The organism is Algimonas arctica (assembly GCF_014652695.1).
GTDB classification, from domain to species: domain Bacteria; phylum Pseudomonadota; class Alphaproteobacteria; order Caulobacterales; family Maricaulaceae; genus Litorimonas; species Litorimonas arctica.
In genome coordinates this window covers 398535-422728 of the sequence record NZ_BMZH01000001.1, presented here as the reverse complement: position 1 = coordinate 422728, position 24194 = coordinate 398535, and the positions used below count along the sequence as shown (strand labels likewise).

General features: G+C 53.2%; 26 protein-coding genes and 4 tRNA genes. 4 read left to right on the top strand and 26 right to left on the bottom strand.

The window, feature by feature from the left end:
• Genes metC through IE105_RS02045 form a run of 3 tightly spaced genes read left to right on the top strand, consistent with a single transcriptional unit; the run spans position 1 to position 3273 of the window.
• Complete coding sequence (metC, locus tag IE105_RS02055; protein ID WP_189494878.1) at positions 1–1146, top strand: cystathionine beta-lyase; 1146 nt, start codon at positions 1–3, stop codon at positions 1144–1146.
• Positions 1130–2332 (top strand): hypothetical protein, encoded by a 1203-nt coding sequence (locus IE105_RS02050; RefSeq protein WP_189494876.1) that lies wholly within the window; start codon positions 1130–1132, stop codon positions 2330–2332. The genes metC and IE105_RS02050 overlap by 17 nt, the downstream gene beginning before the upstream one ends.
• Positions 2329–3273, top strand: a complete 945-nt coding sequence (locus IE105_RS02045; protein ID WP_189494875.1) for a glutaminase — start codon at positions 2329–2331, stop codon at positions 3271–3273. The genes IE105_RS02050 and IE105_RS02045 overlap by 4 nt, the downstream gene beginning before the upstream one ends.
• Before the next feature lie 437 nt (positions 3274–3710).
• Here the strand turns inward: IE105_RS02045 and IE105_RS02040 are convergent.
• The 20 genes from IE105_RS02040 to IE105_RS01945 all read right to left on the bottom strand — a co-directional run bounded on the left by IE105_RS02040 (position 3711) and on the right by IE105_RS01945 (position 19260).
• A tRNA-Arg gene (locus IE105_RS02040) sits at positions 3711–3787 on the bottom strand.
• Between the two features lie 29 nt (positions 3788–3816).
• Positions 3817–4122: an NADH dehydrogenase ubiquinone Fe-S protein 4 gene (locus IE105_RS02035; RefSeq protein WP_189494872.1), complete on the bottom strand. Its 306-nt coding sequence runs from the start codon at positions 4120–4122 to the stop codon at positions 3817–3819.
• An 80-nt stretch (positions 4123–4202) separates the two neighbouring features.
• On the bottom strand, positions 4203–6131 hold the full coding sequence (locus IE105_RS02030; protein ID WP_189494870.1) for an ATP-binding protein: 1929 nt from the start codon (positions 6129–6131) through the stop codon (positions 4203–4205).
• 96 nt (positions 6132–6227) lie between these two features.
• Positions 6228–6304 (bottom strand) — tRNA-Pro (locus IE105_RS02025).
• A 47-nt stretch (positions 6305–6351) separates the two neighbouring features.
• Positions 6352–6819 carry a DUF192 domain-containing protein gene (locus IE105_RS02020; RefSeq protein WP_189494867.1) on the bottom strand — a complete coding sequence of 156 codons (468 nt, stop codon included), beginning with the start codon at positions 6817–6819 and terminating at the stop codon, positions 6352–6354.
• A 782-nt stretch (positions 6820–7601) separates the two neighbouring features.
• Positions 7602–7676, bottom strand: a tRNA-Glu gene (locus IE105_RS02015).
• A 97-nt stretch (positions 7677–7773) separates the two neighbouring features.
• Positions 7774–9540, bottom strand: a complete 1767-nt coding sequence (gene recJ, locus IE105_RS02010) for a single-stranded-DNA-specific exonuclease RecJ (RefSeq protein ID WP_189494865.1) — start codon at positions 9538–9540, stop codon at positions 7774–7776.
• Positions 9537–10499 (bottom strand): class II fructose-bisphosphatase, encoded by a 963-nt coding sequence (gene glpX / locus IE105_RS02005; RefSeq protein ID WP_189494863.1) that lies wholly within the window; start codon positions 10497–10499, stop codon positions 9537–9539. The genes recJ and glpX overlap by 4 nt, the downstream gene beginning before the upstream one ends.
• Before the next feature lie 42 nt (positions 10500–10541).
• Positions 10542–11768, bottom strand: a complete 1227-nt coding sequence (locus IE105_RS02000; RefSeq protein WP_189494861.1) for an LL-diaminopimelate aminotransferase — start codon at positions 11766–11768, stop codon at positions 10542–10544.
• Positions 11765–12106 (bottom strand): hypothetical protein, encoded by a 342-nt coding sequence (locus tag IE105_RS01995; RefSeq protein ID WP_189494859.1) that lies wholly within the window; start codon positions 12104–12106, stop codon positions 11765–11767. Before IE105_RS01995 ends, IE105_RS02000 begins: the two co-directional genes overlap by 4 nt.
• Before the next feature lie 74 nt (positions 12107–12180).
• The gene (gene argC / locus IE105_RS01990; protein ID WP_189494857.1) at positions 12181–13215 is read right to left on the bottom strand and encodes an N-acetyl-gamma-glutamyl-phosphate reductase; all 1035 of its coding nucleotides are present in this window, start codon (positions 13213–13215) and stop codon (positions 12181–12183) included.
• A gap of 89 nt (positions 13216–13304) precedes the next feature.
• Positions 13305–13808, bottom strand: a complete 504-nt coding sequence (gene rpsI / locus IE105_RS01985; RefSeq protein WP_189494855.1) for a 30S ribosomal protein S9 — start codon at positions 13806–13808, stop codon at positions 13305–13307.
• Between the two features lie 3 nt (positions 13809–13811).
• A complete protein-coding gene (gene rplM / locus IE105_RS01980) occupies positions 13812–14282 on the bottom strand; it encodes a 50S ribosomal protein L13 (protein WP_189494854.1) in 471 nt (156 codons plus the stop codon).
• Between the two features lie 143 nt (positions 14283–14425).
• Complete coding sequence (locus tag IE105_RS01975; protein ID WP_189494852.1) at positions 14426–15466, bottom strand: COX15/CtaA family protein; 1041 nt, start codon at positions 15464–15466, stop codon at positions 14426–14428.
• Between the two features lie 64 nt (positions 15467–15530).
• Positions 15531–15607, bottom strand: a tRNA-Pro gene (locus IE105_RS01970).
• 61 nt (positions 15608–15668) lie between these two features.
• Positions 15669–16223 (bottom strand): MerR family transcriptional regulator, encoded by a 555-nt coding sequence (locus tag IE105_RS01965; RefSeq protein WP_233353927.1) that lies wholly within the window; start codon positions 16221–16223, stop codon positions 15669–15671.
• Positions 16224–16252: 29 nt separating this feature from the next.
• Entirely contained in the window at positions 16253–16576 is a 324-nt protein-coding gene (locus IE105_RS01960) for an integration host factor subunit alpha (RefSeq protein ID WP_189494850.1), read from the bottom strand.
• Positions 16577–16650: 74 nt separating this feature from the next.
• Positions 16651–17619 carry a beta-ketoacyl-ACP synthase III gene (locus IE105_RS01955; RefSeq protein ID WP_189494848.1) on the bottom strand — a complete coding sequence of 323 codons (969 nt, stop codon included), beginning with the start codon at positions 17617–17619 and terminating at the stop codon, positions 16651–16653.
• Positions 17616–18668: a phosphate acyltransferase PlsX gene (gene plsX / locus IE105_RS01950; protein WP_189494846.1), complete on the bottom strand. Its 1053-nt coding sequence runs from the start codon at positions 18666–18668 to the stop codon at positions 17616–17618. Before plsX ends, IE105_RS01955 begins: the two co-directional genes overlap by 4 nt.
• A 55-nt stretch (positions 18669–18723) precedes the next feature.
• Positions 18724–19260, bottom strand: a complete 537-nt coding sequence (locus IE105_RS01945) for a ubiquinol-cytochrome C chaperone family protein (protein ID WP_189494844.1) — start codon at positions 19258–19260, stop codon at positions 18724–18726.
• 99 nt (positions 19261–19359) lie between these two features.
• Here IE105_RS01945 and IE105_RS01940 point away from each other — a divergent pair, with 99 nt between their 5' ends.
• Complete coding sequence (locus tag IE105_RS01940) at positions 19360–19851, top strand: outer membrane protein assembly factor BamE (protein ID WP_189494842.1); 492 nt, start codon at positions 19360–19362, stop codon at positions 19849–19851.
• Here the strand turns inward: IE105_RS01940 and thiL are convergent.
• From thiL to nrdR, 6 genes are read right to left on the bottom strand one after another with little or no spacing between them, the layout of a single operon-like run.
• Positions 19848–20744, bottom strand: coding sequence for a thiamine-phosphate kinase (gene thiL, locus IE105_RS01935; RefSeq protein ID WP_189494840.1), 897 nt, complete (start codon positions 20742–20744; stop codon positions 19848–19850). The two genes, IE105_RS01940 and thiL, sit on opposite strands and share 4 nt — an antisense overlap.
• Positions 20741–21286, bottom strand: a complete 546-nt coding sequence (gene nusB / locus IE105_RS01930; protein ID WP_189494838.1) for a transcription antitermination factor NusB — start codon at positions 21284–21286, stop codon at positions 20741–20743. The genes thiL and nusB overlap by 4 nt, the downstream gene beginning before the upstream one ends.
• Positions 21283–21720: a 6,7-dimethyl-8-ribityllumazine synthase gene (gene ribH, locus IE105_RS01925; protein ID WP_233353926.1), complete on the bottom strand. Its 438-nt coding sequence runs from the start codon at positions 21718–21720 to the stop codon at positions 21283–21285. The genes nusB and ribH overlap by 4 nt, the downstream gene beginning before the upstream one ends.
• A gap of 4 nt (positions 21721–21724) precedes the next feature.
• Entirely contained in the window at positions 21725–22867 is a 1143-nt protein-coding gene (ribB, locus tag IE105_RS01920; RefSeq protein WP_189494836.1) for a 3,4-dihydroxy-2-butanone-4-phosphate synthase, read from the bottom strand.
• A gap of 19 nt (positions 22868–22886) precedes the next feature.
• Positions 22887–23507, bottom strand: coding sequence for a riboflavin synthase (locus tag IE105_RS01915; protein ID WP_189494834.1), 621 nt, complete (start codon positions 23505–23507; stop codon positions 22887–22889).
• Between the two features lie 5 nt (positions 23508–23512).
• Positions 23513–23974 (bottom strand): transcriptional regulator NrdR, encoded by a 462-nt coding sequence (gene nrdR / locus IE105_RS01910; protein WP_189494832.1) that lies wholly within the window; start codon positions 23972–23974, stop codon positions 23513–23515.
• Positions 23975–24194: the final 220 nt, after the last annotated feature.

The following is a 24194-nucleotide window of genomic DNA, read 5'->3' as shown; positions in this document are numbered from 1 at the left end:
ATGACCGACCGACAGACAAAATTCGCTCATATGGGGCGCCCCACACCCGGCCTCGGTACGCCTGTTAATCCGGGTATTGAACGCGCGTCCACGCTGCTGTTTGAGAAGTCCGAAGACCTCTACCGAACCGATGTGCGCGGCTATGGCCGACATGGCACGAATGTTCATGACGCCTTATGCGAGCTGTTTATTGAACTGGAAAGCGGCGCGACCTGTCAGCTATACCCGTCGGGCGTCATGGCGTGTGTGCAGCCCATTCTGCCCTTTGTGAAACCTGGCGATCATGTGCTCCTGACCGACAGCGCTTACGGCCCGACACGTCATTTCTGTCAAACGTTCCTCAAACAGATGGATGTTGAGACGGAATTATACGATCCGCGTATCGGCGCGGGTATCAGCACGCTTATTCGCGATAATACGGCGGTGGTTCTCCTTGAGTCCCCGGGATCGCTCACCTTTGAAATTCAAGATATTCCAGCGATTTGCGCGGAAGCCAGAAAACGCGGCGTCATCTCTATCGTCGATAATACATGGTCTGCGGGTCTGGCGTGCAATCCGCTTAAGCTGGGCGCGGACATCTCGACCCATTCCGCGACTAAATATTTTGGCGGACATGGCGACCTTTTGTTCGGCGCCGCAATTTGCGCCGACCCGAAACATGGCGCAAAACTCGCCGCAACGGCTAAGCAAATGGGTGTCGCCAGTTCACCGGATGATGCCTATCAGGTTTTGCGCGGGTTCCGCTCTGTCGCGACACGGTTTGCACAGCAGGAACGTACAGCGGAGACGCTCGCCCGGTGGCTGCAATCCCACGAACAAGTCTTAGATGTGCTTCAACCGGCCTTAGAAACCCACCCCGATCATAAACTCTGGGCGCGTGATTTTTCAGGGTGCGGCAGCCTTTTCAGTATTGTTCTAACGCCGCGCCCCACCGCGGACATCAACCGATTCATTGATGCGTTGCACCTGTTTGGGATTGGCTTTTCCTATGGCGGCTTTGAAAGCCTCGCTATTCATTGTAACCCACAACTCAAGCGACGGTTTGGGGAGGCTTTTGCCGGCCCCATCATCCGTTTTGCCTGCGGACTCGAACATGTCGACGATCTAAAAGATGATGTGGAACAGGCGTTTGCGAAAGTTTCTTGAGGCCATTTGGGCATTCTTAAAGCTCGCAGCGATTGCCGGCGCAATCGCGCTGGGGTCCTGCACGACGGCGCGAACAATCTTAAAACAAGCGCCGACAGATCTACCGAAAAACTGGCAGATGCCAGCACGCGTGGATTTACCCGAAATCCGCGCGCGGGCACTGCTTGAAACAGAAATTTATGGCGAGATGGACCTCAGCCCCACGGTTGAGATCGTTTCATTTGAGCAGCGCCCCGCAGAGGCGTTGACGTCGCCAGCGACTGTTGCCCAATGGCGATTGCGGGTCAGCTATGGCGCGGATGCACGGGACATGGATTTGATTTTGGTGTTGCCGACCGATGTTCCGAACGCCCCTGTCATTCTGTCTCAGAACTTTTGCCCGAACAATAGTGTCATCCCCCTCGCGGGCGTTCGCCCACCGGATGATGTTGATTCTACCTGTTCGGGCGGCGGCTTCTTCGGGATGTTAATGGTCAAAATTTTTGGCCGCTACATCGTTCAACCCCCGCTACAAGATATTCTTGATCGCGGCTATGGGCTCGCCGCTATGTATCCAAGCCAGTTTGTGCCGGATCGCGGCGAAGCTGGATTAGCAGCTTTGGATGCCTTATTTCCTAATCACGCCAATCGTCCGGGAGCTTTGGCGGTTTGGTCCGACTTATTTACTGTCGCCGCACGAAACATCGACACAGAGTTCGGCGAGCGTCCTATGATCGCCTACGGCCATTCCCGCTTTGGCAAAACCGCCCTACTGGCCGGAGCGTGGTCTGACGACATTGACGCCGTCATTGCCCATCAAAGCGGAACGCTTGGCGCGTCAGCGCTAGATGATAAAGAGGGCGAGCCGCTGGACGCTCTTGTGAAAGGCTACCCCCACTGGGCTGGAGAGGGCCTAAACCGATACCAAGATCGTCCAAAGGCCCTGCCCGTTCGTCCGGCCGATCTATTGGCTCTGACGGGCCATAAACCCGTATTGCTAGGTAATGCGCGCAGAGATGTATGGGGTGATCCCTGGGGCGCGTACAAAGAGGCTAAGGCGGCATGGGGCGTCGCGTTTGGGGCTGCGACCCCAGCCGACTTCCGTCCCGGCGATCGTAAAGCCTATTGGTTGCGGCCCGGAACTCACGGTGTTGTTAAAGAGGACTGGCCCGCCTTTCTGGACTTTTTGGACGCGCATTTCCCGTGAAACAGCCTGATCTACAAATCGTCGTCGACCAAATCGCTGATGAGATGGCGCAGCAGAGCGAGCGTGGGGTTGTCGCTGACTATATCCCGACATTAGCGTCTGTTTCACCATCCCATTTTGGCATGACAATCATAGACCATGACGGAAATTGTTACATGTCTGGCGATGCCGACGTCGCATTCTCAATTCAAAGTATCAGCAAGGTCTTCTCACTCACGATGGCCTTGGGCTTTGTCGGTGACGGGCTGTGGTCCCGGGTCGGGCGGGAACCCTCCGGCAGTGCGTTTAACTCAATTGTGCAGCTAGAGTGGGAACAAGGCATTCCGCGTAACCCGTTCATCAATGCTGGGGCCATTGTCGTCGCTGACATCCTTCTGGGTCGTTACGAGCCCCGCGAAATTTTAGGTGAGTTTCTTCGCTTCATGCATACGGTGACGGGCGACGATACGATCACGATTGATGAAGCCGTCGCGAAAAGTGAGAACGAGACCGGGTTTCGAAATCGGGCACTCGCGAATTATATGCGCGCGTATGGTAATATCGAAAATACAGTTGAGCGGAATCTGGGCGTTTATTTCCACCTCTGTTCTTTATCGATGAGTTGTCACCAGCTGGCCTCGGCGGGCCGTTACCTGATGTGCGGCGGTCGTAGAGCCCCCGGAACATCCGATACAATTATATCACAGCAGCGGGCTAAACGTATTTTGGCCTTGATGATGATGTGTGGTCATTATGATGGATCAGGTGAATTTGCCTACCGCGTTGGCCTGCCCGGAAAATCGGGCGTGGGGGGTGGTATATTAGCCATCGCTCCGGGCATTGCGTCGATCGCAGTGTGGTTCCCTGGCCTCAATTCACAAGGCAATTCACAGCTGGGTTCAAATGCATTGGAACGTTTAGTTGAGCTTACGGGGTGGTCCGTCTTTCGGACAGATCAGTAGAGCCTCTGCTCAGGCACTTAAACTACAGACCGGATAAACCGCCTGTCTTTGTCAGACGTTCAAAAGCCTTATTCAGCAGAAACCCGAATGGGCCGTTTGAGGCGATATAGCCACAGCCCGTCAACCAGCATTGCCCAAAAAAACAGGGCGAGGAATACGACAATAATTGGAAAAAAAATTATGAGTGGCAACATGGATACAAGCGCGTCTCCGCGCCCTTGAACAAGTTCATCATTAACTGTCATTTCGCCTGATATGAGCGTCATTGAAACTAAAAGGATCATTATAAACCCGAAGAGAGCGCCCCACGATAGAACCCACGCCGTCACAATAAGTTTAAAAACGCTTCTAAGCCTTAGTTTCCGTCTTTAGTTTTAAGCTCCATTACCTCTCTCTCTCTTTGTTGCAGCGATCAACAATACTTATGAGACAGAAAATGGCGATCCCGGAGGGACTTGAACCCCCAACATCCTGATTAGAAATCAGGTGCTCTATCCAGTTGAGCTACGGGACCCCAGTTGATCGTTCGGCACAAGTGCCGGACTAATGAGTCCAAGGTAACTTGCGATCAAACGCGAAGTTTTCCGAATAAGACCGTGGAATACGCTTCATATCTTGCGTTCCGAGCACGTGGTGCGGAATGCCATTTGACTGGGCGTAGGACACAGCCTCTTCCAACGTATCAAACATCATTTTGATTTGTTCGCGCGTGTCCGCTGACACAGCGTTCCCCGTTAGCGGGTCGATAGAGCGTGGCTCCGCACTTTCAAACTCAAAATGCCATTTATGAGTGTTGGCTCGACCAGAACTCATAGCCGATGGACGGGGTCTGTAGATTTTCGCGTACATAAGATGGCGTTAGCCCCGCTCCGCGCGTGATGCAAGACACCGCATCGCTGTGCCGCACCTTTGCCCGCATTATTTGTTACTCACGTTTCGCGGTGGAAGGCTGCGTTGAGAAGATTTTTTATCTCGCGTCCAGATTGCGGCTGGTTGCGTATGGCATTTAGTTTACTGGGCCCGGCGTCATGGCTTGGCCGTTGTAGCGACGGCGCAGCCGCCACACGCTGCGCTAATGTTAACTCGGCGGGGTTAGGCGCAACAGCGCGCGGGGCCGAGTGGAAAACAGGCTCCGCAATGCCCCCCGATTTATCACGATGCGTCCGCGTTTTCCAACTGGCATAGACCCTTTCCATCATTTCCGGTGTCGATGTGTCGCGCGCCCACAGTTTCGTGAACGAGGCGCTGGAACTGTGCGGTCTATATTCTTCTGGCAGATTATTAAGCAGGACCCGCATCGGCAGGTTCACGGCCTCACCAAAAACCATCGTTTCAGCGGTGCCCAGAGACGGCAAGAATGTGAGGAGCTCCGCCGCCCCGTCTGGCACAGCCGCACGCACAAAATTCTGATCGATTTCGTTGGATAATCGCATCGAAAATATGGTCGAACATTGCGACAATGTGCTGGGCTCTAGTTCTGATGGACGCTGAGAAATAATTCCCAGTGAAACCCCATATTTTCGGCCTTCTTTTGCGATTCGTGAGATAATCCGGCGCGTTGCATGAAAGCCTTGGCTCGCATCCCGCGGGATATAGCGGTGGGCTTCTTCACACACGAGCAGAATGGGGACTTTACGTTCTGACCAAGTCGCTAATTCAAATGCCAAGCGGCTGACAACGGCGACCACGATATTGAGTGTCTCCGATGGGATCGATGAAAAGTCGAGAATTGAAATTGGTTTGCCATTCACAGGCAAGCGGAAAATCCGGCCGATCGTTTCTTCTAAGGGCCGTGGTTTGGCTTGATTGCGAAAGATGAAAGCATAGCGCGGATCCGCCATGAGAGACTGAATTCGGCGCTTCAGGCGCTTGTAAGGCTGAAGATTAGAGCTGTTCTCCAACTTACCCATTTCGTGATCAATGAGCTTTACAACATCACGAATACGGTACGGCACGGGACTATCGAGCGAAATATGCGTCGCGCGTTGGAGCTCCATTTCAACATCATCAAGTTTGACTTGAGCACTGGTGTCATTGTGGGCCATTGAGCGATCAAAGAGCCGTTTTGCCATGAGGATGACATCATTGAGAATTTCTTCTTCCTCGCGGGCTTGATCTTCAATGTCGGATGTCAACAACTCGACGGTCTCAACAAAATCAAACATCCACAGAGGAAGATCGAGCGTTTCGCCGGTAATGACTTCAGCCCGGTCGCCAAAACTCTTGGAGTATTCATTATGCGGGTCAAACAGGACGACATGGCCTGCCGGGCTTGCACTGAGAATTGCCTGAAGGATAAGTGCGACCGTGCAAGACTTCCCTGAACCGGTCGATCCGATGATCGCGAAATGTTTGGATAGCATGTCGTCAATGCGAACATTGGCAATGATCGAATTGTCCTGCTGCAAACGACCAATCTCAATACAAGGCGATGTTTCTTTTGAGAAAATGATCTGCAGGTCTGTGGCGGACATTGTGTAAACGGCTTCACCCAAAACGGGGAACGTCCGCACACCACGATTAAACTTCGTTTCTCGTGTCGTCGCGTTTGTGCTGATCTCGCCGAGAATATTCAACGTGGCGTGACACCCATCGGCCATACCCTCTGTGTCGGACGAGCCAATTTTAAGCGATGACACCATTCCCACAACAATCGAATCGCTTGTGAGGATTTTTAGCATTGTGCCGATTTGCGCGATGCTTAGCTTATTGTCGCGGATGACCGACTTATTGATGGAAATGATGGCTTCAGCGGAGCCAACGTTCAGAATACGCCCAACTTCAATCTGTGTGAGCGGGCGCCGGTTTGACCCACCGGGTGCCATGGCCTGCTTTAGTCCGGGGTGTTGGGGTATCATAACGCAGGTCCTCTTTGGACCTACGCTAAGCGTGAGGGATTAAGACGAACTTACGGTTGGGGCGGGCTGAGAGACTAATTTCTCAGACTTAAGGTCTGGTCGGGGAGACAGGATTCGAACCTGCGACCCTCTGTTCCCAAAACAGATGCGCTACCAGGCTGCGCTACTCCCCGTTCCAGACGAGGCGGCTCTTAGCCCAATCCACGCTATGCGCAACCGTCTAACTGCCGAAAAATGGATGTTGAATCACATCTCCGGGTTTAATCCCCAGTTCTAGCGCCCGTCCGCCCTTCAATTCGACCACTGAGGCGATGACAGCCTCAGAACTGGCTGAGCGAAGTTTATAAGGTTGGGCCATATGTTCGATTTTAAGGATTTGACCGTTCGAACGAACGAACAGGATATCGAGAGGAATAGCTGTGTTCTTCATCCAGATCGTTGCGACCTTCGGTTCTTCGAATTCGAAGATCATGCCCTCGTCGTCGCCCATGGAGTCGCGCCACATCATGCCGCGGGCTTGTTGAGCGAGGGTTTTGGCTTCATCGACCATGAATTCGTGCGTGCCGTTTTCCGCGACAATCGTCAGCGAAACCGGGGCGCCGAAATCAACGACATCGTCTTGAGCCGTCTGGGCGAGTGCCGGAGACGATAGAGCGATAAAAAGGGAAGTGAGAAGAGCGCGTTTCATGACGGTATCTCTAACCCTGCGGGGCAGGACTGTCAGGTAGAAATTTCATTGCAGCCCAATCGACTGACGGGCCAAAGACATTCCGCGTCTTATCGGTTTTAACGCGGTCCCTTTGAGAGCTTGGGATGGGTATAACAAAACGATCCACTTGGCATCCCTTGGCGGTAAGGTTGGGGTCTGCGTGTGTTTCGTTAGAACCAAGCCCCCTTCCCTTTTAAAAGTGATGAGAGTCAAAAACCTTATTTGAGAGTCCGTTATGATTAAGTCAGTTACGGTGGCGTCAATGTCAGTTTCATCTTTTCTCGCTCTTCTATTTGGAGCTTATCTGACTTGTTGCTCAATACCCATGATCCTCGACCGTAAGCGGTTCGTGGTTTTGATGGAAAACTTCATCAGTAACACTTCGGTTCTATTCTTGAGCGGAATTTTGACGCTCCTTGGTGGCTTATCGGTAATTGCTTTTCACAATATTTGGTCTGCCGATTGGCGCGTACTAATAACTGCACTCGGGTGGGTCGTGGCCGTTGAAGGGGCGCTTCTAATTATTGCTCCAGCGCCGCTAATGTCGATCGGAAAAGCGATCTTGTAAAGATCCTCTATGATACCAATTTTCGGGGGTGCGTATTTTATACTCGGTCTGTTCTTCATCTCGCGTGTGTTTGCTTAAAGTTACACGAGACGATTATTGTAACGCGATTTGCGTGCAGGATTCAATTCTGAACCTAGCCTTGAGCGGCAGCTCACCTTGAAATCACGAAGAGTATAGGGAGGAAAACAGCAACTGGCAGTCCCTAGGGGAATCGAACCCCTCTTTCCAGGTTGAAAACCTGGCGTCCTAACCGATAGACGAAGGGACCACGCAGTTGCGAGCCGCCATATATGAAAGCGGGTCACGGCTTTCAAGCGAAAAAGAGGCTTCATGGCATCATTAAATGCAGTCTTTTACATTTTTGCCTAAACCCAAGCCATATCACGCAGGTGAAAATCGGCACTTTCCCGTCCCTGATAGTGATTTCGTTTGATCTGACCGAGCAAATGCACCCTTTTTTCGCCTGCATCTAAGAGGGCTTGGCCCAAATCTGTCTCATCCCCTCGGAATAATATACCTGAGAGACGGTCCCCGCCCCGCCCTTCGACGCTAAACCGGACATGTCCGCCGGACAAAGCCTTCGCGAAAGCGATTCGAACGTCGGAAATCGCAAATATGGGTGCCGGGTTTTGCGGTCCATAAGGGCCAACCGAATCAATAATGTCCAAAAGCGCTAAGTCCACGGCGCTCGGCGCGAGGCTCAGGTCCACTTTTGAGACAGGGGCGGCTCGTGATGCAGCGACATCTGCGGACAATTCGTCTTCAAGCCACTCTGTCAATTCCCCGACCCGTGCGCCATCGACGGTCAGGCCTCCAGCCATCGCATGACCCCCACCGGAGACAAGCAATCCCGCTTTCTTGGCTTTATTAAACGCCGACCCAAGGTCGACCCCTGAAATAGACCGTCCAGACCCCTTGCCGACGCCGTCTTCATCAATGCCAATTACGATGGCGGGACGTTCGAATCGATCCTTCAAGCGGCCCGCGACAATACCAATTACACCGGGATGCCATCCATCCATCGCGGCAATGATGATGGCCCGGTTATCTTGTCGCTCGGCCTGTTCCGTTGCTGCGCGTAACATGTCATCCTGCATCGCGCGGCGTTCACGGTTCAAGCGGTCTAATTCATACGCATGCGCCGTTGCGATGGCGGGGTCATCGGTGGAGAGCAATTCGGCCCCCATTTCGGATCTCCCGATTCGGCCGCCGGCATTGATTCGGGGGCCCAAAACAAAACCGGAATGATAGGTAGTGAAGGGCGGGGCCGCTTTGGCCACGGCCGCGAGCGCATTGAGGCCCGCGATACGCTGTCGGTCCATGACTTTCATCCCTTGGCGAACCAAGGTACGATTAAGGCCGATCATCGGCACAACGTCACAGACAGTTCCCAGTCCCGCGAGACCCAGCAGTTCGCGAATATCGAGCGTGGGGCGTAGCCCGCGCTGTTTGGCAGCCCGGTTGAGTGCCACGACGAGCATGAAAGTCACGCCCGTAGCGGCTAGGTGCCCAAGCTTACTGTCATCATCGGGGCGGTTGGGATTTACGATGGCTTCGGCGGGTGGAAGCCCGTCCATCAAATGGTGGTCAATCACGATGACGGGCAGGTTTATCGCCGCAGCCCCCTGCAAAGCCTCGTGAGCGGCAGCCCCACAATCCAGCGTAACCACCAGATCGACACCCTCGCCCTTGAGCTTTTCGAAAGCGGCGCGAGAGGGGCCATAGCCATCCCGTAGTCTGTCAGGGACGTGGAGGCCAAAGTCATAACCAAGGCCCCGGCCCCATCGGATCATTTGTGCCGCAGACGTTCCGCCATCGACATCATAATCAGAGAACAGGGTAATCTTCTGCCCTGCCTCAATCCCATCTAGAATCAGTCGGGAAGCCTTATCCATATCCGTAAGAATTGAGGGGTCGGGCAGATCTGTTTTCAGGGTTGGATTAAGATAGCGCGCTGCGTCCGCCCCCGGTACGCCCCGCCCCGCCAATAAGGCCGAGCGAACGCGGTCAAGACCGGACGTTTGTTGAACCGCCGTAACGTCAGCGTCTGCGGCACGGGCGATCCATTTTCGTCCCAGAAGTGAATGCTCAACGCCTAATAAGGCAGGAGTTAAGGTTTGGGTTTCACTCATCCGGCTTTGTAAGGCCGTGACGACCGAAGGCGCTGCACAGCATTATCGACAGAGTTCATAATAAGTGTGTGCGTGTGGACACGGCCTTCTTTGACCTTCACCCCGTCCAGCAACGAACCTTGAGTCACGCCGGTCGCTGAGAAAATCGTCGGACCTGACGCGAGACCTTCTAAGTCATAGGTCTTATCCAGATCATCAATACCCACGCGACGGGCACGACCAATTTCGTCATCATTGCGGAAGTGAAGGCGACCTAGCATCTGTCCACCAATGCAGCGCAGCGCTGCAGCCGCAAGAACGCCCTCAGGGGCGCCGCCCTGACCAATATACATATCAGTCTGCGTATCAGGGTCGGTTGTTGCGATAACGCCTTGTACGTCGCCATCTGTAATCAAGCGAACCCGCGCATCAATGTCGCGGAGGCTGGTAATAATATCAGCGTGACGCGAACGATCCAGCACGCAAACAGTGATGTCGGATGGCTTCACGCCCTTGGCTGCGGCCAAGCGTTTCACATTATCTGAGGCGCTATCATTGAGATCGATTATGCCGGCCCCATAGCCGGGTCCAATAGCAATTTTGTCCATATAGACGTCCGGTGCAAACAATAGCCCACCGCGCGGCGCAAAGGCCATGACGGCCAAGGCATTGGCCATCGCTTTTGCGGTCAATGTCGTGCCTTCAAGCGGGTCCAGAGCAATATCGATTTCCGGTCCCTGCCCCGTGCCGACTTCCTCACCAATATAGAGCATTGGCGCTTCATCACGCTCGCCTTCGCCAATGACAATCCGTCCGCGAATATCGAGCGCATTGAGGCCCCGGCGCATAGCATCAACGGCTTTTTGATCCGCGGCTTTTTCGCGCCCGAGGCCGACCATATCAGACGCAGCAATTGCGGCTTGTTCTGTGACCAGAGCCGCTTGCACGGCTAGGCTTGCATTGAATCGTAGCTTCGTCATTGTCATTCCTCGAAAATCTTTCTGGGGGTCGCGCGCTCAGTCTTAATCTGTCGCGATAGCACTGTCGCGCAGCATCATCTGTTTTATATTTCGGGCAGCTTGCCGGATACGTTGTTCATTTTCAACCAATGCAATGCGGACATAACCTTCGCCGTGATCACCAAACCCGTTACCTGGCGAGACGGCCACAGAAGCGTTTTTCATCAAATATTTCGAAAATTTGAGTGACCCCATGTCCCGGTAGGCTTCTGGCAGCGGGGCCCACGCAAACATTGACGCATCAGGCGACGGGATATTGTCCCAGCCAGCACGCGCAAAACTCTCAATCATCACATCACGTCGCGCGCGATAGATCGCGCGCGCATGTTCAACACAATCCTGCGGTCCGTCCAAGGCGGCGCAGGCGGCCACTTGAACAGGTGTGAACGCGCCATAATCCAAATAGGATTTGACCCGTGTCAAAGCTCCAATCAGTTTTTCATGCCCGACCACAAACCCCATCCGCCATCCAGCCATGGAATAGGTTTTAGACAAAGACGTCGTCTCGACTGCCAAGATGTCCCGAGATCCCGGGACTTCAAAAATCGAATGCGGCGGGTCACCGAAGTAAATTTCCGAGTAAGCTAAGTCAGATAGAATGATGATATCATTGGCTTTTGCAATCGCGACGATCTCTTCATAGAATGACAATTCACAAGTCATTCCGGTTGGGTTCGACGGGAAACAGACGACGATCGCCATGGGTGGCTTTTCGTCCTCGGCCAGCGCTTTTTTCACGCCCGCGAGATATTCGTCAGCCGTGATCGCCGGAATGCCCTTGATCGACGCGCCCGCAATGATGAAGCCATAGGCGTGCAGCGGGTAAGAAGGATCAGGGGCATAGATCACATCACCGGGCGCAGTGATGGCTTGCGCCAGATTGGCAAACCCTTCCTTTGATCCCATTGAGGCAATAACTTGCGTCTCTGGATCAAGCGCTACATCAAAACGGCGGTCATAATAACGAGCGCAGGCCTGACGCAGACCCTTGATCCCGCGCGAAGCAGAATAACCTGTGACACCCGGCTTTTGGACGGTCTCGATAAGCTTATCGATAACGTGTTTTGGGGTTGGAAGATCAGGGTTGCCGAAACCAAAGTCGATTATATCCTGCCCGTCGGCGCGGAGCTCAGCTTTTAGCTTATTGACCTCTGCGAACACATAAGGTGGCAATCGCTGGATGCGGTAAAATTCGTCTCTGAACGTTTTATCGGGAACGGGCCAATTCATGACGGGTCATCTTGTTTATAGGCTCCGGACGCATCCTGGGCCTGCTCAAATTGCCGATCAAACTCCTCCGGCGTTAAAGCCGGTTCTAGGTCCGGAACTTCAAACTCCCCGTACAGATCCTGCATTTCGCGCGCCGATTTGTCCCATTCGGAAGCGCTTCGGACGTCATTTGGAATATCTGGCACTTCGTCCGGGCTGGCATAATCCGGATTGAGCGCCGAAATTTCTTCATTGAAATCTGACTTCCCCATGAAATCAATATCCGGCAAATCAACAGAGGCGCAGGCCGATAGGACAGAAGCGGCGAGAATGGCGAGGGCTGTGTGTCGTGTGAACATGGTCAATGCCTAACGCATTTGAGCGCTACGTCATATGAAACTTTGCTGATGAAACGGCAAAATTTGCCTGACAATCAAGGAAAGAGCGCCGTCGTTTCCAGACCGAGCGTCTCGTCCCACCCTTGGGTGAGATTATAGTTCTGGATCGCCTGCCCGCTGGAGCCTTTGGTGAGATTGTCGATCACTGAAATAATGATCGCCCGCCCTAGTACACGATCCGCACACACCGCGATTCGAGCTTGGTTCGATCCCCGCACATGTCGGGTTTGCGGAATGTCTCCCTCAGCTAAGACATGGACAAAGGGATCGTTCGTATAGCGATCCGCATAGAGCGCCCGAAGTTGATTGACGGACGTGTCTCCAGACAATTCGACGTAGCAAGTCGCGATCATGCCGCGGTTCATCGGCACAAGATGCGGCGTAAAGCTGATTGGAGACGCATAACCATACCGAGATAATTCTTGTTCCATTTCAGGGGCATGGCGGTGGTTTCCAATAGCATAAGCATGCGCGCCGTCAGACACTTCTGAGAAATGAAGGCCGAGCGTGGCCTTCCGACCCGCTCCCGTCACGCCCGTTTTCGCATCAATGATAAGGGTACTTTGTGTAAACGCGCCCGCTTGCACGCCGGGCAAGAGGGCCAACAGAGCGCAGGTGGGGAAACAACCGGGACAGGCGACAAGGCGCGCGCCGAGCAAGCTGTCACGCGCAAATTCAGTCAATCCGTAAACGCGATCCTTGAGAAACTGTGGTTGACTATGCGGTGCGCCGTAAACTTGTTCAAATAGCGCCGGGTCAGACAGACGGAAATCAGCAGACACATCGATAACGGTATCTACATGGCCCAGAGCTTTTGCTATAGCCGCCTGCCCCGTTGAATGGGGTAAGCAGGAAAAGACTACGTCGATGTCTAATAAATCAATGTCGTCGATGGCTTGCGTGCGCGGCAAATCTTGTCCGGCGAAGTTGGCGAAAACATCGCCATAATCCTCATCCGCATGACGATTAGCCGACAGGGCTTTAATACGAATATTCGGATGTGACAGCAGCAAGCGAACCGCTTCTGCGCCTGTATATCCGCTTGCACCAAAAATCGCCGCGTTCTTCATGTCGACATCCCAAGGCCATTAGGCCAATAAAAAAGGCGCCTCGGTCTCCCGAAGCGCCTCTAAAATAAACCGTAAAGGTTTGTATTTGTTTAGCGTTTCGAGAACTGGAAGCTCTTACGGGCTTTCGCTTTACCGTATTTCTTACGTTCCACGACACGTGAGTCACGTGTGATAAAGCCAGCGGCTTTCAACGGAGCGCGCAAGATTGGCTCATAATAAGTCAGCGCTTTAGTGATACCGTGACGGAGCGCACCGGCTTGTCCGGATAGGCCGCCGCCCTTGACGGTTGCCATGACGTCGTAGCTGTCAACGCGATCCGCAACTTGGAAAGCTTGCGCAATGATCAGGCGCAGAACGGGACGTGCGAAGTAAACTTCTTGATCACGGCCATTGACGACGATCTTGCCTGAACCGGGTTTGATCCAAACACGAGCGATAGAGTTTTTCCGTTTGCCGGTCGCGTAGGCACGGCCAAGATCATCGATCTTAGGCTCGGGAAGCGGTGTATCCATAGCCGCTTCAGCGCCTTGGTCTTCCATAGCAGCTTTAAGGTCTTCGAGACTTGTCGCGACGACTGTATCTTGGTCAGTCATGATCTATGCTCCCTTGACGTTTTTGCGGTTGGCAGATTTGAAATCCACCGTGACAGGGTTTTGTGCAGAATGCGGATGCTCTGATCCAGCATAAACACGGAGATTTGAGAGTTGCTGACGGGCCAGCGGAGACTCTTTTGGCAGCATCCGCTGCACAGCCTTACGCATGACACGATCTGGGAAACGACCGGACAAGATTTTCGCCGGTGTTGTTTCTTTCAGGCCGCCGGGGTGACCCGTGTGACGGTAGTATTTCTTGTCCGTCAGTTTTTTGCCAGTGAACTGCACCTTATCAGCATTGATGATGACAACATTGTCACCACAATCAATGTGTGGTGTGTAATCAGGGCGATGTTTGCCGCGCAGGCGCATGGCTACGAAAGACGCAAGACGGCCAACAACGGCGCCTTCTGCGTCAACGACGATCCAGGTCTTTTCGACCTCGGCCGTCTTGAGAAACTTAGTGGTTTTCATGTCTGTCCTCGAAAAATACGAAAGGCCCGCAATACATGCGGACCTACGAATTAGGTTGAGCGCCCACTACGGGCGGGCAAGAGACCGGTCAAGACTCAATATCAGGATAAAGACTGAATTTACCTTTATAAATCAATTACTTATTAAAACGGTATATTGTTACCGTGTTTTTTCCAGCGATATGTCAACCAAATTGCGCTGATGAAGACAAGAACCGAGCTAAACTGATGCAATAGCGCAAGGTTAAGCGGCGCGACCGCCAATAACGTCCAAATGCCGAGCATGACTTGCCACGTGAGCAGACCGCCAAGGACAATGAAGGGAATCCGGAGTTTGGGACTACGTCGATATTTTATGACGAATACGGCAAACACAACCAACAGAATATAAGCGAGCATTCGATGGTTAAATTGAATGGCTGCGCTGTTCTCAAACAGGTTTCGCCAAGCGGGATTCTGAAACCAATAACCGGACGGGACAAAACTTCCGTCCATGAGCGGCCAGCTATTATAGGTTTTGCCACTCGCGGTTCCTGCCACGAAGGCTCCCGCGATGATCTGTAGGTAGACAAGACCGAGGAAAAGCGGCGCCAACACCCCTGCGCCCTGCCCTTTATCGCGTCGCCACCCATTTGTGGAATCCAAGAATAACCACAGCAAAATCCCAAGAATGAAGATTGCCATGCCCAAATGTGTCGCGAGACGATATTGACTGACAGAGACCATGCCCTCTTGCAGCCCCGAATGGACCATCCACCACCCGATGGCACCTTGCAGACCAATCAGGATTAGGACGGAAAGCAATGTGAGACCTCGTTCGGTGGGTAAGCGCCGGCTTACCGCCAAGATGAGAAAAGGAACGGCAAAAGCGAGCCCGATAATTCGCCCGAGTTGGCGGTGAGCCCATTCCCAAAAGTAGATGAAGCGAAAGCCGTTGATATCCATTCCCGGATGTTCGGCTTCAAATTCAGGGATTTGTTTATATTTCTCGAACTCCGCGATCCACGCCTCGGCTGACAAGGGCGGAAGGGCGCCGCGGATCGGCGACCATTCGGTAATGGAAAGGCCGGAATTGGTCAGACGTGTCGCACCGCCAATCACGATCATGGCGACAACCAGCATCACCATGAAACCCAGCCAAGCCGTTACCCAACCAGGCACTCGCTTATCGAAGGAAATAGCCATGGGTCTCTTATAGGCCGTTCAGCAAAAGATGGGCTGCGACATTAGGCAGCTTAAACTTAACAAGTGGTCGGAGTAGCAGGATTCGAACCTGCGACCCCACGCCCCCCAGGCGTGTGCGCTACCGGACTGCGCCATACTCCGTCTCACTTGACGGCGCGGCTATACGCAGACGGGAATGTTCCGGCAAGAGATGAAACGCGGTCTATTTAGACGAATCGAACGCATCCCACTGCCCTTTAAGAGCCTGTAGCCGCGCTAAAGCATCCTCTAACCCCGACATGTCTTTGGGTTCGGGGGGCGCAACGGGCTCTGGCGCAGGTGCGGGGATAGGTGCAGGCGTCACCTTTGCCACGAAAGTTGGCTTTGGTGTCACCGCAGGCGTTTGAGGCTTATTCGGCGCTGGCGATTCGGCTTCTGGTTTTTCTATTCTAGACGGTACCAGCGTCATGTCTTTTACCTCACGTTCGCGAGAGGCCTCTTCGACAGATCGTCCCAATTCAATGATACGGTTGGCTCCGCTTTTCGCGATCAGCTTTTGAACATCCTTGATAGGATGTTTCTCATCATGAAGGAGGGTCTTGATACCGCGTAAAAACTCAATGTCTTCGGGGCGATAGAACCGGCGTCCTCCGCCACGCTTAATCGGTTTGATGTCAGAGAATTTAGATTCCCAGAAACGCAAGACGTGCGGCTGCAGTCCGAGTTCGTCTCCGGCTTCACTGATCGTTCTGAAGGCACGTGTGGTCTTCATTCGCATGGATTAGCCCTGTTGCGAATCAGACACTATCACTTTTTTGGGCTAAGTGCCGAATCGACTCTTTCACGAAGAACTTGGCTCGGTTTAAAAACAAGAACACGGCGCGGTGTAATCGCGACTTCGACCCCCGTCTTCGGGTTGCGTCCAATGCGTTCGCTCTTCTCACGCAAAAGAAAAGTGCCAAACCCGGCCAGCTTCACATTTTCGCCTTTGAGGAGAGCATCGGACACATGGCCAATGACGGATTCAACCAAGTCAGCAGAATCCGACCGCGAAAGGCCAATCTCTGTGTATAGCGCTTCGGCGAGATCCGCGCGCGTCACTGTGCCCGTATTAACGGTATTGCTTACCATAAGATCATATAAGCAAATCGATGCCGCCTAGTGCAAGACAAAAATAGGCAATTCTTTGGAAAAGCTTTGCAAATTCAGTATCGAAGCAGGCATGCGCCCCAAGTAAAGCCGCCACCGAAGGCTTCAAGCATAATTGTGTCCCCGCGTTTGATCCGCCCATCACGCACAGCCGCATCCCACGCGAGCGGCACACTAGCGGCGGATGTGTTGGCATGTTCATCGACCGTCGAGATAACTTGCTCAGGTTGTAATTTTAATTTTCGCGCGACAGCCGTCAAAATACGTTGATTCGCCTGATGCGGGACAAACCAATCAATGGTCGGGACATCATAGTTCGCTTCTTCGGCACAGGTTCGAATAATTCCGGCAATGTCGGTGACAGCATGTTTGAAAACGGCATTGCCTAACATTCGCAATTTACCGACCGTTCCAGTCGATGACGGACCGCCGTCGACATAAAGCATGTCCTTATGCGCGCCATTGGACCGGATAATGGAATGAATGATGCCATCCTCTGTGTCGTTTTGTCCTTCGAGGATGATCGCGCCCGCACCATCACCAAACAAGACACAGGTCCCGCGGTCTTCCCAGTCAAGAATCCGAGAGAAAGTTTCAGCCCCGATCAACAAAATCCGTTGATGGGCTCCGGATCGGATTAAGGCGTTAGCCGTGTGAATGCCGTAGAGAAAGCCACTACAGACGGCCTGAATATCAAACGCAGCCCCGTGAGTCATACCCAGACGGTGTTGAATCATTGTTGCCGTCGACGGGAATGTCAGATCAGGTGTGGATGTTGCGACCATAATGAGGTCGATCTCGCTAATATCCATATTGGCATGGGCGAGCGCTTTTTGCGCCGCAGCAAAGCCGAGATCAGACGTCGTCTCACCGTCCGCCGCTATGTGACGGCGCTTAATACCCGTGCGTTCGCGGATCCATTCATCGGACGTTTCGAGACCAAGTCGTGACGCAAATTCGGCGTTTTCCATAACGCAAGCTGGCAAATAACTGCCGATACCTCGGATAACGGCTCTACTGGTCACGGGATAAATCCAATATTGTCGTCTTCATCGTGTAACGCATCAAGGCGCACATCGATCGCATGCATGAAATCGGTTTCGGCTAATAAGATCGCAATATTGACGGCATTCGCAAAGCCCACGCGGTCGGTGCCGCCGTGACTTTTGATAACAATCCCGTTCAGCCCTAAGAAAACGGCGCCATTAACGCGACGCGGGTCGATCCGACGTTTCAATTTGAAAAGGGCATAGGCATTCAAAAACGTCAGCATTTTGGACCAAAAATTACCTTGAAGCGCCTCATTGAAAAAGGTGCCGATCAATTTCGCCATGCCTTCAGCGGTTTTTAGCGCAATGTTTCCAGTAAATCCGTCCGTCACGATAACATCGACAGTCCCCGTCGAAATATCATTGCCTTCGACATAGCCCGCATAATTCAGTCCCAGCTGGCTTTCTGACAAACGCTCGTGCGCGGCGCGGATGACAGCATTCCCTTTTTGATCCTCTGTCCCGACGTTGAGCAAGCCAATTGACGGCGATTCACTTTTATAGAGAGCCTTATGGTAGGCTTCGCCCATCACAGCGAATTCCGTGAGCTGCGCCGCATCAACATCAATATTCGCGCCCACGTCGAGCACGACTGAAACCCCGTTTTCTTTGGGCCAAAGCGCGGCGAGCGCGGGGCGTTGAACCCCCTGCTTCATCCGTAGTTGCAACTTGCTCATCGCCATGAGCGCGCCTGTATTCCCTGCTGAGAGCGCAATTTCGGCCCGTTTGGCCTTCACAGCGGCCACGGCGTTCCACATGGAACTATCTTTCCCCCGACGCAGAGCCTGGGACGGCTTGTCATCCATTGAAATCGTTTTTTCTGTGTGGACGACCTCGGACCGCTCCCGGGTTCGGGGCGCTTTTGCGAGCAACGGAGTGAGCTTGGCTTGATCGCCATGCAAAAGGAACCGGGCGCGACGGCCCTTCCCTTCATGGGTCAAGAAATACTCCAACCCTTTGATTACCATATCGGGGGCTTCGTCCCCGCCCATGGCATCAATCGATATAACCAGCCCATCAAGCATTTCGATGCTATATGCCCCCGTTCGCGCGTGTGATAGTTCTAAAGTTCAGGAAACTTTAAAGCTCCGGAAAGAAGATCCGGCCGTCCGTTATTTGCTTCATGGACAGAGTTCGCAGATCCTTCAACCAATCGAGCGAATAATCAGCCAGTTTCAGGGCAAAAGTGGACGGATTTTCATTTTCCGTCGCAATAACAAAGCTATCGGCGAGGGTCTTCTGCGGATTTTCAGTCTTTAACGCATCGGTATAAGTTTTCAGACGGTCGTAAAAATGGCCAATCATCGGTTTGATCCGGCGTTTCACACCCGTGTCCGAAATACCTTCTTCCCGCAGAGCGACTTCGAAATCATCTTTCATCTCATCAAACAGCGCCTGATTGAGCAACGCCCCGTCTTCCCCCTCCGAGCGAAGCCGTTCCATAATAATCGTTAAATGCAGCGCAATCATGTCGATCCGACCATCAAAGTCATCCGCTATTCCTCCCTGCCCGTAAAACGCAGGGGTGCGCGCTTGCGCCATCAGGTGGCGGTATATGCGACGCGCATCTTTACGCTCGGGCAAATCACGCCCCATCAATCGATCAAACAAGCCCATGTTAAGCCTCCGTCATATACAGTGCGCCATACTTGCGAAGCCCTGACGCTTTGGCTAGGGCAACATAAGATTTCTGGCGCCCTAATTGAGAGACGGCTCATGCGCAATTCTGTTGCAGCATTCATGATCATCGGCGCACTTGTCGCGACCGGATGCAACCCGATCCTTCGGACGCATGGTTATGTCCCGACACAGGACGCCAAGCCGCAGGAGATTAATCCGAGCACGGACACGAAAGCCAGTGTGCTTGCGTCCTTGGGTAGCCCCTCCGTTGAAGGCACATTTGACGAAGATGTCGAGCAAGACACTTGGTATTATATCAATCAAGTTCGTGAACGTTACGCCTATCTTCGCCCGCAAGTGCAGGAACAAACGATCACCGCCATCTCATTTAATGCCGATGGACAGGTCACAAAAGTGGCTGAATACGGCATTGAAGATCGCCGCGTCGTCAATTACGAGAATCGTGAAACACCGACGCGCGGACGCGAATTGTCCGTCCTTGAGCAAGTGTTTGGGACGATTGGCCGTATCCCAACGGATAGAATCGGTGGCGGCAATCAGGACGTTCCGGGCGGCGGCCCCAATTAGAATCGATGGCGATAGCCCTCAGGTTTAACGACGGTCCCCTCTACGGTCACGCCGACACCCTCTAAGACATGTCCGCATAGCGTTAAAGGCAATCCGATTGCTTTTGCCCCCTCGACAATTTCCTCTCGATTGCGCGCGGATGCCGTAAAGAGAAGTTCGTAATCGTCCCCAAAGTCCGCATTTTTTGTGGTTTCGGCGATCAAATCTATCTGAACGCCACTCGCCGTTGCGATATGCCCTGCTTCACTAAGCAGCCCATCCGAAATATCAGCTGCCGCCGTTGCGAAACGTCGCAAAACCTTTCGAAACGCGAATCTGGGTTCTGGCCTCAAGTAGGCCTCTTCCGCCACTAGTCGCTTAGACGGACTCAGATCAACCGCGTGTCCCGACACAATGGCCAGTCCTATTTCAGCTAAACCTAATGTGCCTGTGAACCAGACGTCATCGCCCGGTTTCGCGCCTGATCTGCGGACCATTTCGCCGTTGGGAACAAGGCCGAACACCGTAACACTGGCGACAAGCGGGCCATCAGTTGATGTTGTATCCCCCCCAATCAGGGGGCAATCAAAGCTTTCTTGCGCGTCGTGCAAGCCCCGAACAAACCCATTCAGCCATTTGGGATCACGCCCTATCGGCCACGCGACTGAGAGCATATAACCGATCGGGCGGGCACCTTTAGCGGCGAGATCAGAAAGCGCTGTACGCAGAAGGCGTTCGGAAAAACCCCCGCCAATCCGACCTTTTGGAAAATGAACACCCTCAACCATCGTGTCCTTGGACACGATCAGGTCTTGCCCTGGAGGCGGCGTTAAAATCGCGGCGTCATCATCCAGGTTAAGGGCCGCAGGTCCGGCGAGCGGACGCAGCAAGGCAATAAAGTCGCGTTCGTTCAACTGTCCGCGTCATCAATGAGTGTCGACGTATCGGCGTCATCAGACACTTCGATGGGATCAACAGAAATCGACGCAGGCAATGGAAGGCCAAATTCTGCCGACCGCACGGCGCGGGCAATTTTATCCATCACAGCGTTGACCATTCCGGGCTCTTTGCCGCTAAAAAAGTCTGAGGCAATGGCCACATATTCATCGATAATTACGAGCGCAGGAACATCGGGGCGTTGTGTAATTTCAAAAACACCCGCCCGAAGGAGCGCGCGAAGCGTCATATCAAGCCGACGAAGCGGCCATTTGTCCGGAAGCTGTGCATCCAACTTGGCATCGATTTGATCTTGTTCACGCACGACCCCTTCGACGAGTTCTTCGAAGAATTTTTCATCGGCCGTCACCATGCCGTTTTCGCCTTCATAGCCAAAACGGTGGTTTAGAAATTCGTAGATAACTTGCTTAGACTTCGCGTTGGCGACGTCCATTTGGTAGAGAGCTTGAACCCCAGACAGACGCGCTTCGCGTCTCAGCTTTGGCGTGGAGCCGCTCATGTCTCGGCACTTTCGGCGAGTTCATCGCGAATGCCGACCATGGTTATCGCCGCGCGTGCTGCAAACCCGCCCTTGTCCTTTTGAGACTTATCCGCGCGAGCTATCGCTTGGGCTTCATTTTCGACGGTGATGATACCGTTACCGATGGCCAGTTGCTGGGTCACAGCTAAGTCCATGAGCGCGCGCGCGCTTTCTTGGCAGACATAATCATAATGAGTTGTTTCACCGCGGATAACGCAACCCAAGGCGACATAGGCATCGTAGCCAGCGCCGGCCGCTTCCGCGAAACTGATGACGTGCGGGATTTCGAGTGCACCCGGCACCGTCACCTGAAAAACGTCAACGTCTGCCGCGCCGAGCGCATCAAGCGCGCCGTCGAGCAGCATATCGGAGATGGGCTCGTAAAAACGCGCCTCGATGACGAGCACTTTCATGGGCTTAGGTCCGTGTATGTGTGAGGGGATGAAGGCCGACGATTTCGAGATCATAGGCATCAAGCCCGATCAATTTCGGCATGGAATTCGACAGGAGCGTCATTTTCGTTACGCCGAGATGTGTCAGAATTTGTGCTCCGACGCCATATTCACGCACAGTTTGTTCTTTGCGGTCAACAGTCGATTTATGCGCGCCCAATCGTTCCAAGAGCGAATCGATTGACCCCTCCCGGATCAACACCAACACGCCGTGACCATCATGTTCTGCCAACACTTTCATCGCGTCCCAAATCAGGCCAGCGCGTGGACTATCCTCGGAGAGAATATCCCCGGCAAAGTCGATTTTATGAACGCGAACCAGGCTCGGCGCGTCAGCTTTGGCTTCACCGCGTGACAAAGCGACATGGTCTTTACCGTCGAGCAGATTGCGATAAACATGGATTTTGAAATCATCGCCACGCTGTGACGTGAAGTCCGAGGTCGCAATATGTTTGACGAAATGGTCGCGTTCCAGTCGGTGCGCGACGAGGCTTTCAATCGTCCCGATCTTTAAGCCGTGGAATTGAGCGAAGATGACGAGGTCGTCCAAGCGCGCCATCGTGCCGTCATCATTCATGATTTCGCAGATCACAGCAGACGGGTTTAGTCCCGCTAAGCGGGAAATATCGACAGATGCTTCCGTATGGCCTGTCCGAACCAAAACGCCGCCTTCTTTGGCAATGATCGGGAACATATGGCCGGGGCTGACAATGTCGTCCGGGCGGCTGTCCGGATCAATCGCCACTTGTGTCGTCCGCGCGCGGTCACCGGCGGAAATGCCAGTTGTCACACCTTCGCGGGCCTCAATCGATTGGGTAAAGGCGGTTTCGAAGCGTGACGCATTGTCGGTGCTCATATTTTTGAGGTCGAGCTCTTCTGCACGCTGTTTTTCGAGCGCTAGACAAATCAGGCCACGCCCAAACTTCGCCATGAAATTGATCGCATCAGGTGTCGCAAATTGCGCCGGGATAATAAGGTCGCCCTCATTTTCCCGATCCTCTGCGTCGACAAGAATATACATGCGCCCATTGCGCGCATCCTCGATGATTTCCTCGGGTGTTGCGAGGTTATAAACATCCTGAAAAGTCGCTTCGTTCACTTGGGTCAAACCCTCTCCTTAGCCTCTATTAGGCTTTCATGTGGCTCAGGTAACGCGCCACATAGCGAGCGATCACGTCAATTTCCAGATTTACCTCGTCACCGGGCTGTAATCGACCCAGTGTCGTAACCTCTAATGTGTGCGGGATGATGTTAATCATGAAAGTCCCGGCGCTCACATCATTCACCGTTAAAGAGACCCCGTCCACTGTCACAGACCCCTTCGGAGCAATCGCAAAAGCAAGGTCTTCAGGCACTTTGATCCGATAGCGTGTAGACCCGGCCACAGCATCACGCGAAACACAGCGCGCCGTCGTATCGACATGGCCCGTCACCATATGGCCGCCCAGTTCATCCGTCCCTGTCAAAGCGCGCTCTAAATTGATCGCTTGCCCGACCGCCCAGTCTCCAAGGGTGGTTTTATCAAGACTTTCGTCCGACACGTCGAACGCATACCAATTTTGATCTTTGTCCCGGCCTTTATCGACGACAGTCATACACGCACCCGAATGTGCGATGGACGCGCCAATGTTGATTGTATCCGTATCAAAGGCAGTTTCCACGATCATGCGGGTGTCGCCCCATTCGGAGCCCGTCACACGCGTTACCTCGCGCAGCCGACCGACGTCGGTAATGATTCCCGTAAACATGCGGCCTAACTTTCGTCGCGAAGCTTTTCGGATTCGATGAACTGCCCGAAATCTTCTGTCGCGCGGAAATCGCGGTAAACGCTAGCATAGCGAACATAGGCGATCTTATCGAGCTCGGAGAGCCCCTCCATCACCAACTCACCAATGTAATCAGAGGTCACATCGGCTTGGCCGGATGATTCCAGTTGGCGCACAATGCCCGATACCATTTGTTCGACACGGTCTTCATCAATGGGGCGTTTTTGCAACGCGATCCGAACTGACCGCATCAGCTTGTCACGATCAAACGGAACCTGTTTGCCAGAATTTTTGATAACTTGAAGGTCACGGAGCTGAACGCGTTCAAACGTTGTGAATCGGCCACCACATTTGGAACAGAGTCGCCGACGTCGGACGGCATTACCATCCTCGGCCTGACGCGAGTCTTTTACTTGCGTATCTTCGCTCGAACAAAATGGGCAGCGCATAACCCGCTCATAGGGGAGATTTGTAAGAGTTGCAAAGGTCTGAGGCCGCGAGCGTTCTGTATACCGAACACGCGATAGGTGGCTGACAGATGATTATAAGTTTTACTTATAAGCGACCCAAATGAGGATAGCAATTATGCATAGGTTCTTTAGAGACTTCACCAACCCATTGTTTTATATGTTAAATTTATATCGCACATAAAAAAGCCGACGTCTCCGC

Coding starts and splice junctions, on each gene's coding strand:
- IE105_RS01965 (WP_233353927.1), bottom strand. CDS start 16,223: ATGCGAATGAAGACCACACGTGCCTTCAGAACGATCAGTGAAGCCGGA.
- IE105_RS01995 (WP_189494859.1), bottom strand. CDS start 12,106: ATGTTCACACGACACACAGCCCTCGCCATTCTCGCCGCTTCTGTCCTA.
- plsX (WP_189494846.1), bottom strand. CDS start 18,668: ATGCTTGATGGGCTGGTTATATCGATTGATGCCATGGGCGGGGACGAA.
- rpsI (WP_189494855.1), bottom strand. CDS start 13,808: ATGACTGACCAAGATACAGTCGTCGCGACAAGTCTCGAAGACCTTAAA.
- IE105_RS01915 (WP_189494834.1), bottom strand. CDS start 23,507: ATGTTTACGGGAATCATTACCGACGTCGGTCGGCTGCGCGAGGTAACG.
- rplM (WP_189494854.1), bottom strand. CDS start 14,282: ATGAAAACCACTAAGTTTCTCAAGACGGCCGAGGTCGAAAAGACCTGG.
- IE105_RS02020 (WP_189494867.1), bottom strand. CDS start 6,819: ATGAAACGCGCTCTTCTCACTTCCCTTTTTATCGCTCTATCGTCTCCG.
- ribH (WP_233353926.1), bottom strand. CDS start 21,720: ATGAAAGTGCTCGTCATCGAGGCGCGTTTTTACGAGCCCATCTCCGAT.
- IE105_RS01975 (WP_189494852.1), bottom strand. CDS start 15,466: ATGGCTATTTCCTTCGATAAGCGAGTGCCTGGTTGGGTAACGGCTTGG.
- nusB (WP_189494838.1), bottom strand. CDS start 21,286: ATGAGCGGCTCCACGCCAAAGCTGAGACGCGAAGCGCGTCTGTCTGGG.
- IE105_RS02030 (WP_189494870.1), bottom strand. CDS start 6,131: ATGATACCCCAACACCCCGGACTAAAGCAGGCCATGGCACCCGGTGGG.
- glpX (WP_189494863.1), bottom strand. CDS start 10,499: ATGACGAAGCTACGATTCAATGCAAGCCTAGCCGTGCAAGCGGCTCTG.
- IE105_RS01940 (WP_189494842.1), top strand. CDS start 19,360: ATGCGCAATTCTGTTGCAGCATTCATGATCATCGGCGCACTTGTCGCG.
- IE105_RS01960 (WP_189494850.1), bottom strand. CDS start 16,576: ATGGTAAGCAATACCGTTAATACGGGCACAGTGACGCGCGCGGATCTC.
- nrdR (WP_189494832.1), bottom strand. CDS start 23,974: ATGCGCTGCCCATTTTGTTCGAGCGAAGATACGCAAGTAAAAGACTCG.
- IE105_RS02035 (WP_189494872.1), bottom strand. CDS start 4,122: ATGTACGCGAAAATCTACAGACCCCGTCCATCGGCTATGAGTTCTGGT.
- recJ (WP_189494865.1), bottom strand. CDS start 9,540: ATGAGTGAAACCCAAACCTTAACTCCTGCCTTATTAGGCGTTGAGCAT.
- IE105_RS02000 (WP_189494861.1), bottom strand. CDS start 11,768: ATGAATTGGCCCGTTCCCGATAAAACGTTCAGAGACGAATTTTACCGC.
- metC (WP_189494878.1), top strand. CDS start 1: ATGACCGACCGACAGACAAAATTCGCTCATATGGGGCGCCCCACACCC.
- argC (WP_189494857.1), bottom strand. CDS start 13,215: ATGAAGAACGCGGCGATTTTTGGTGCAAGCGGATATACAGGCGCAGAA.
- IE105_RS01945 (WP_189494844.1), bottom strand. CDS start 19,260: ATGGGCTTGTTTGATCGATTGATGGGGCGTGATTTGCCCGAGCGTAAA.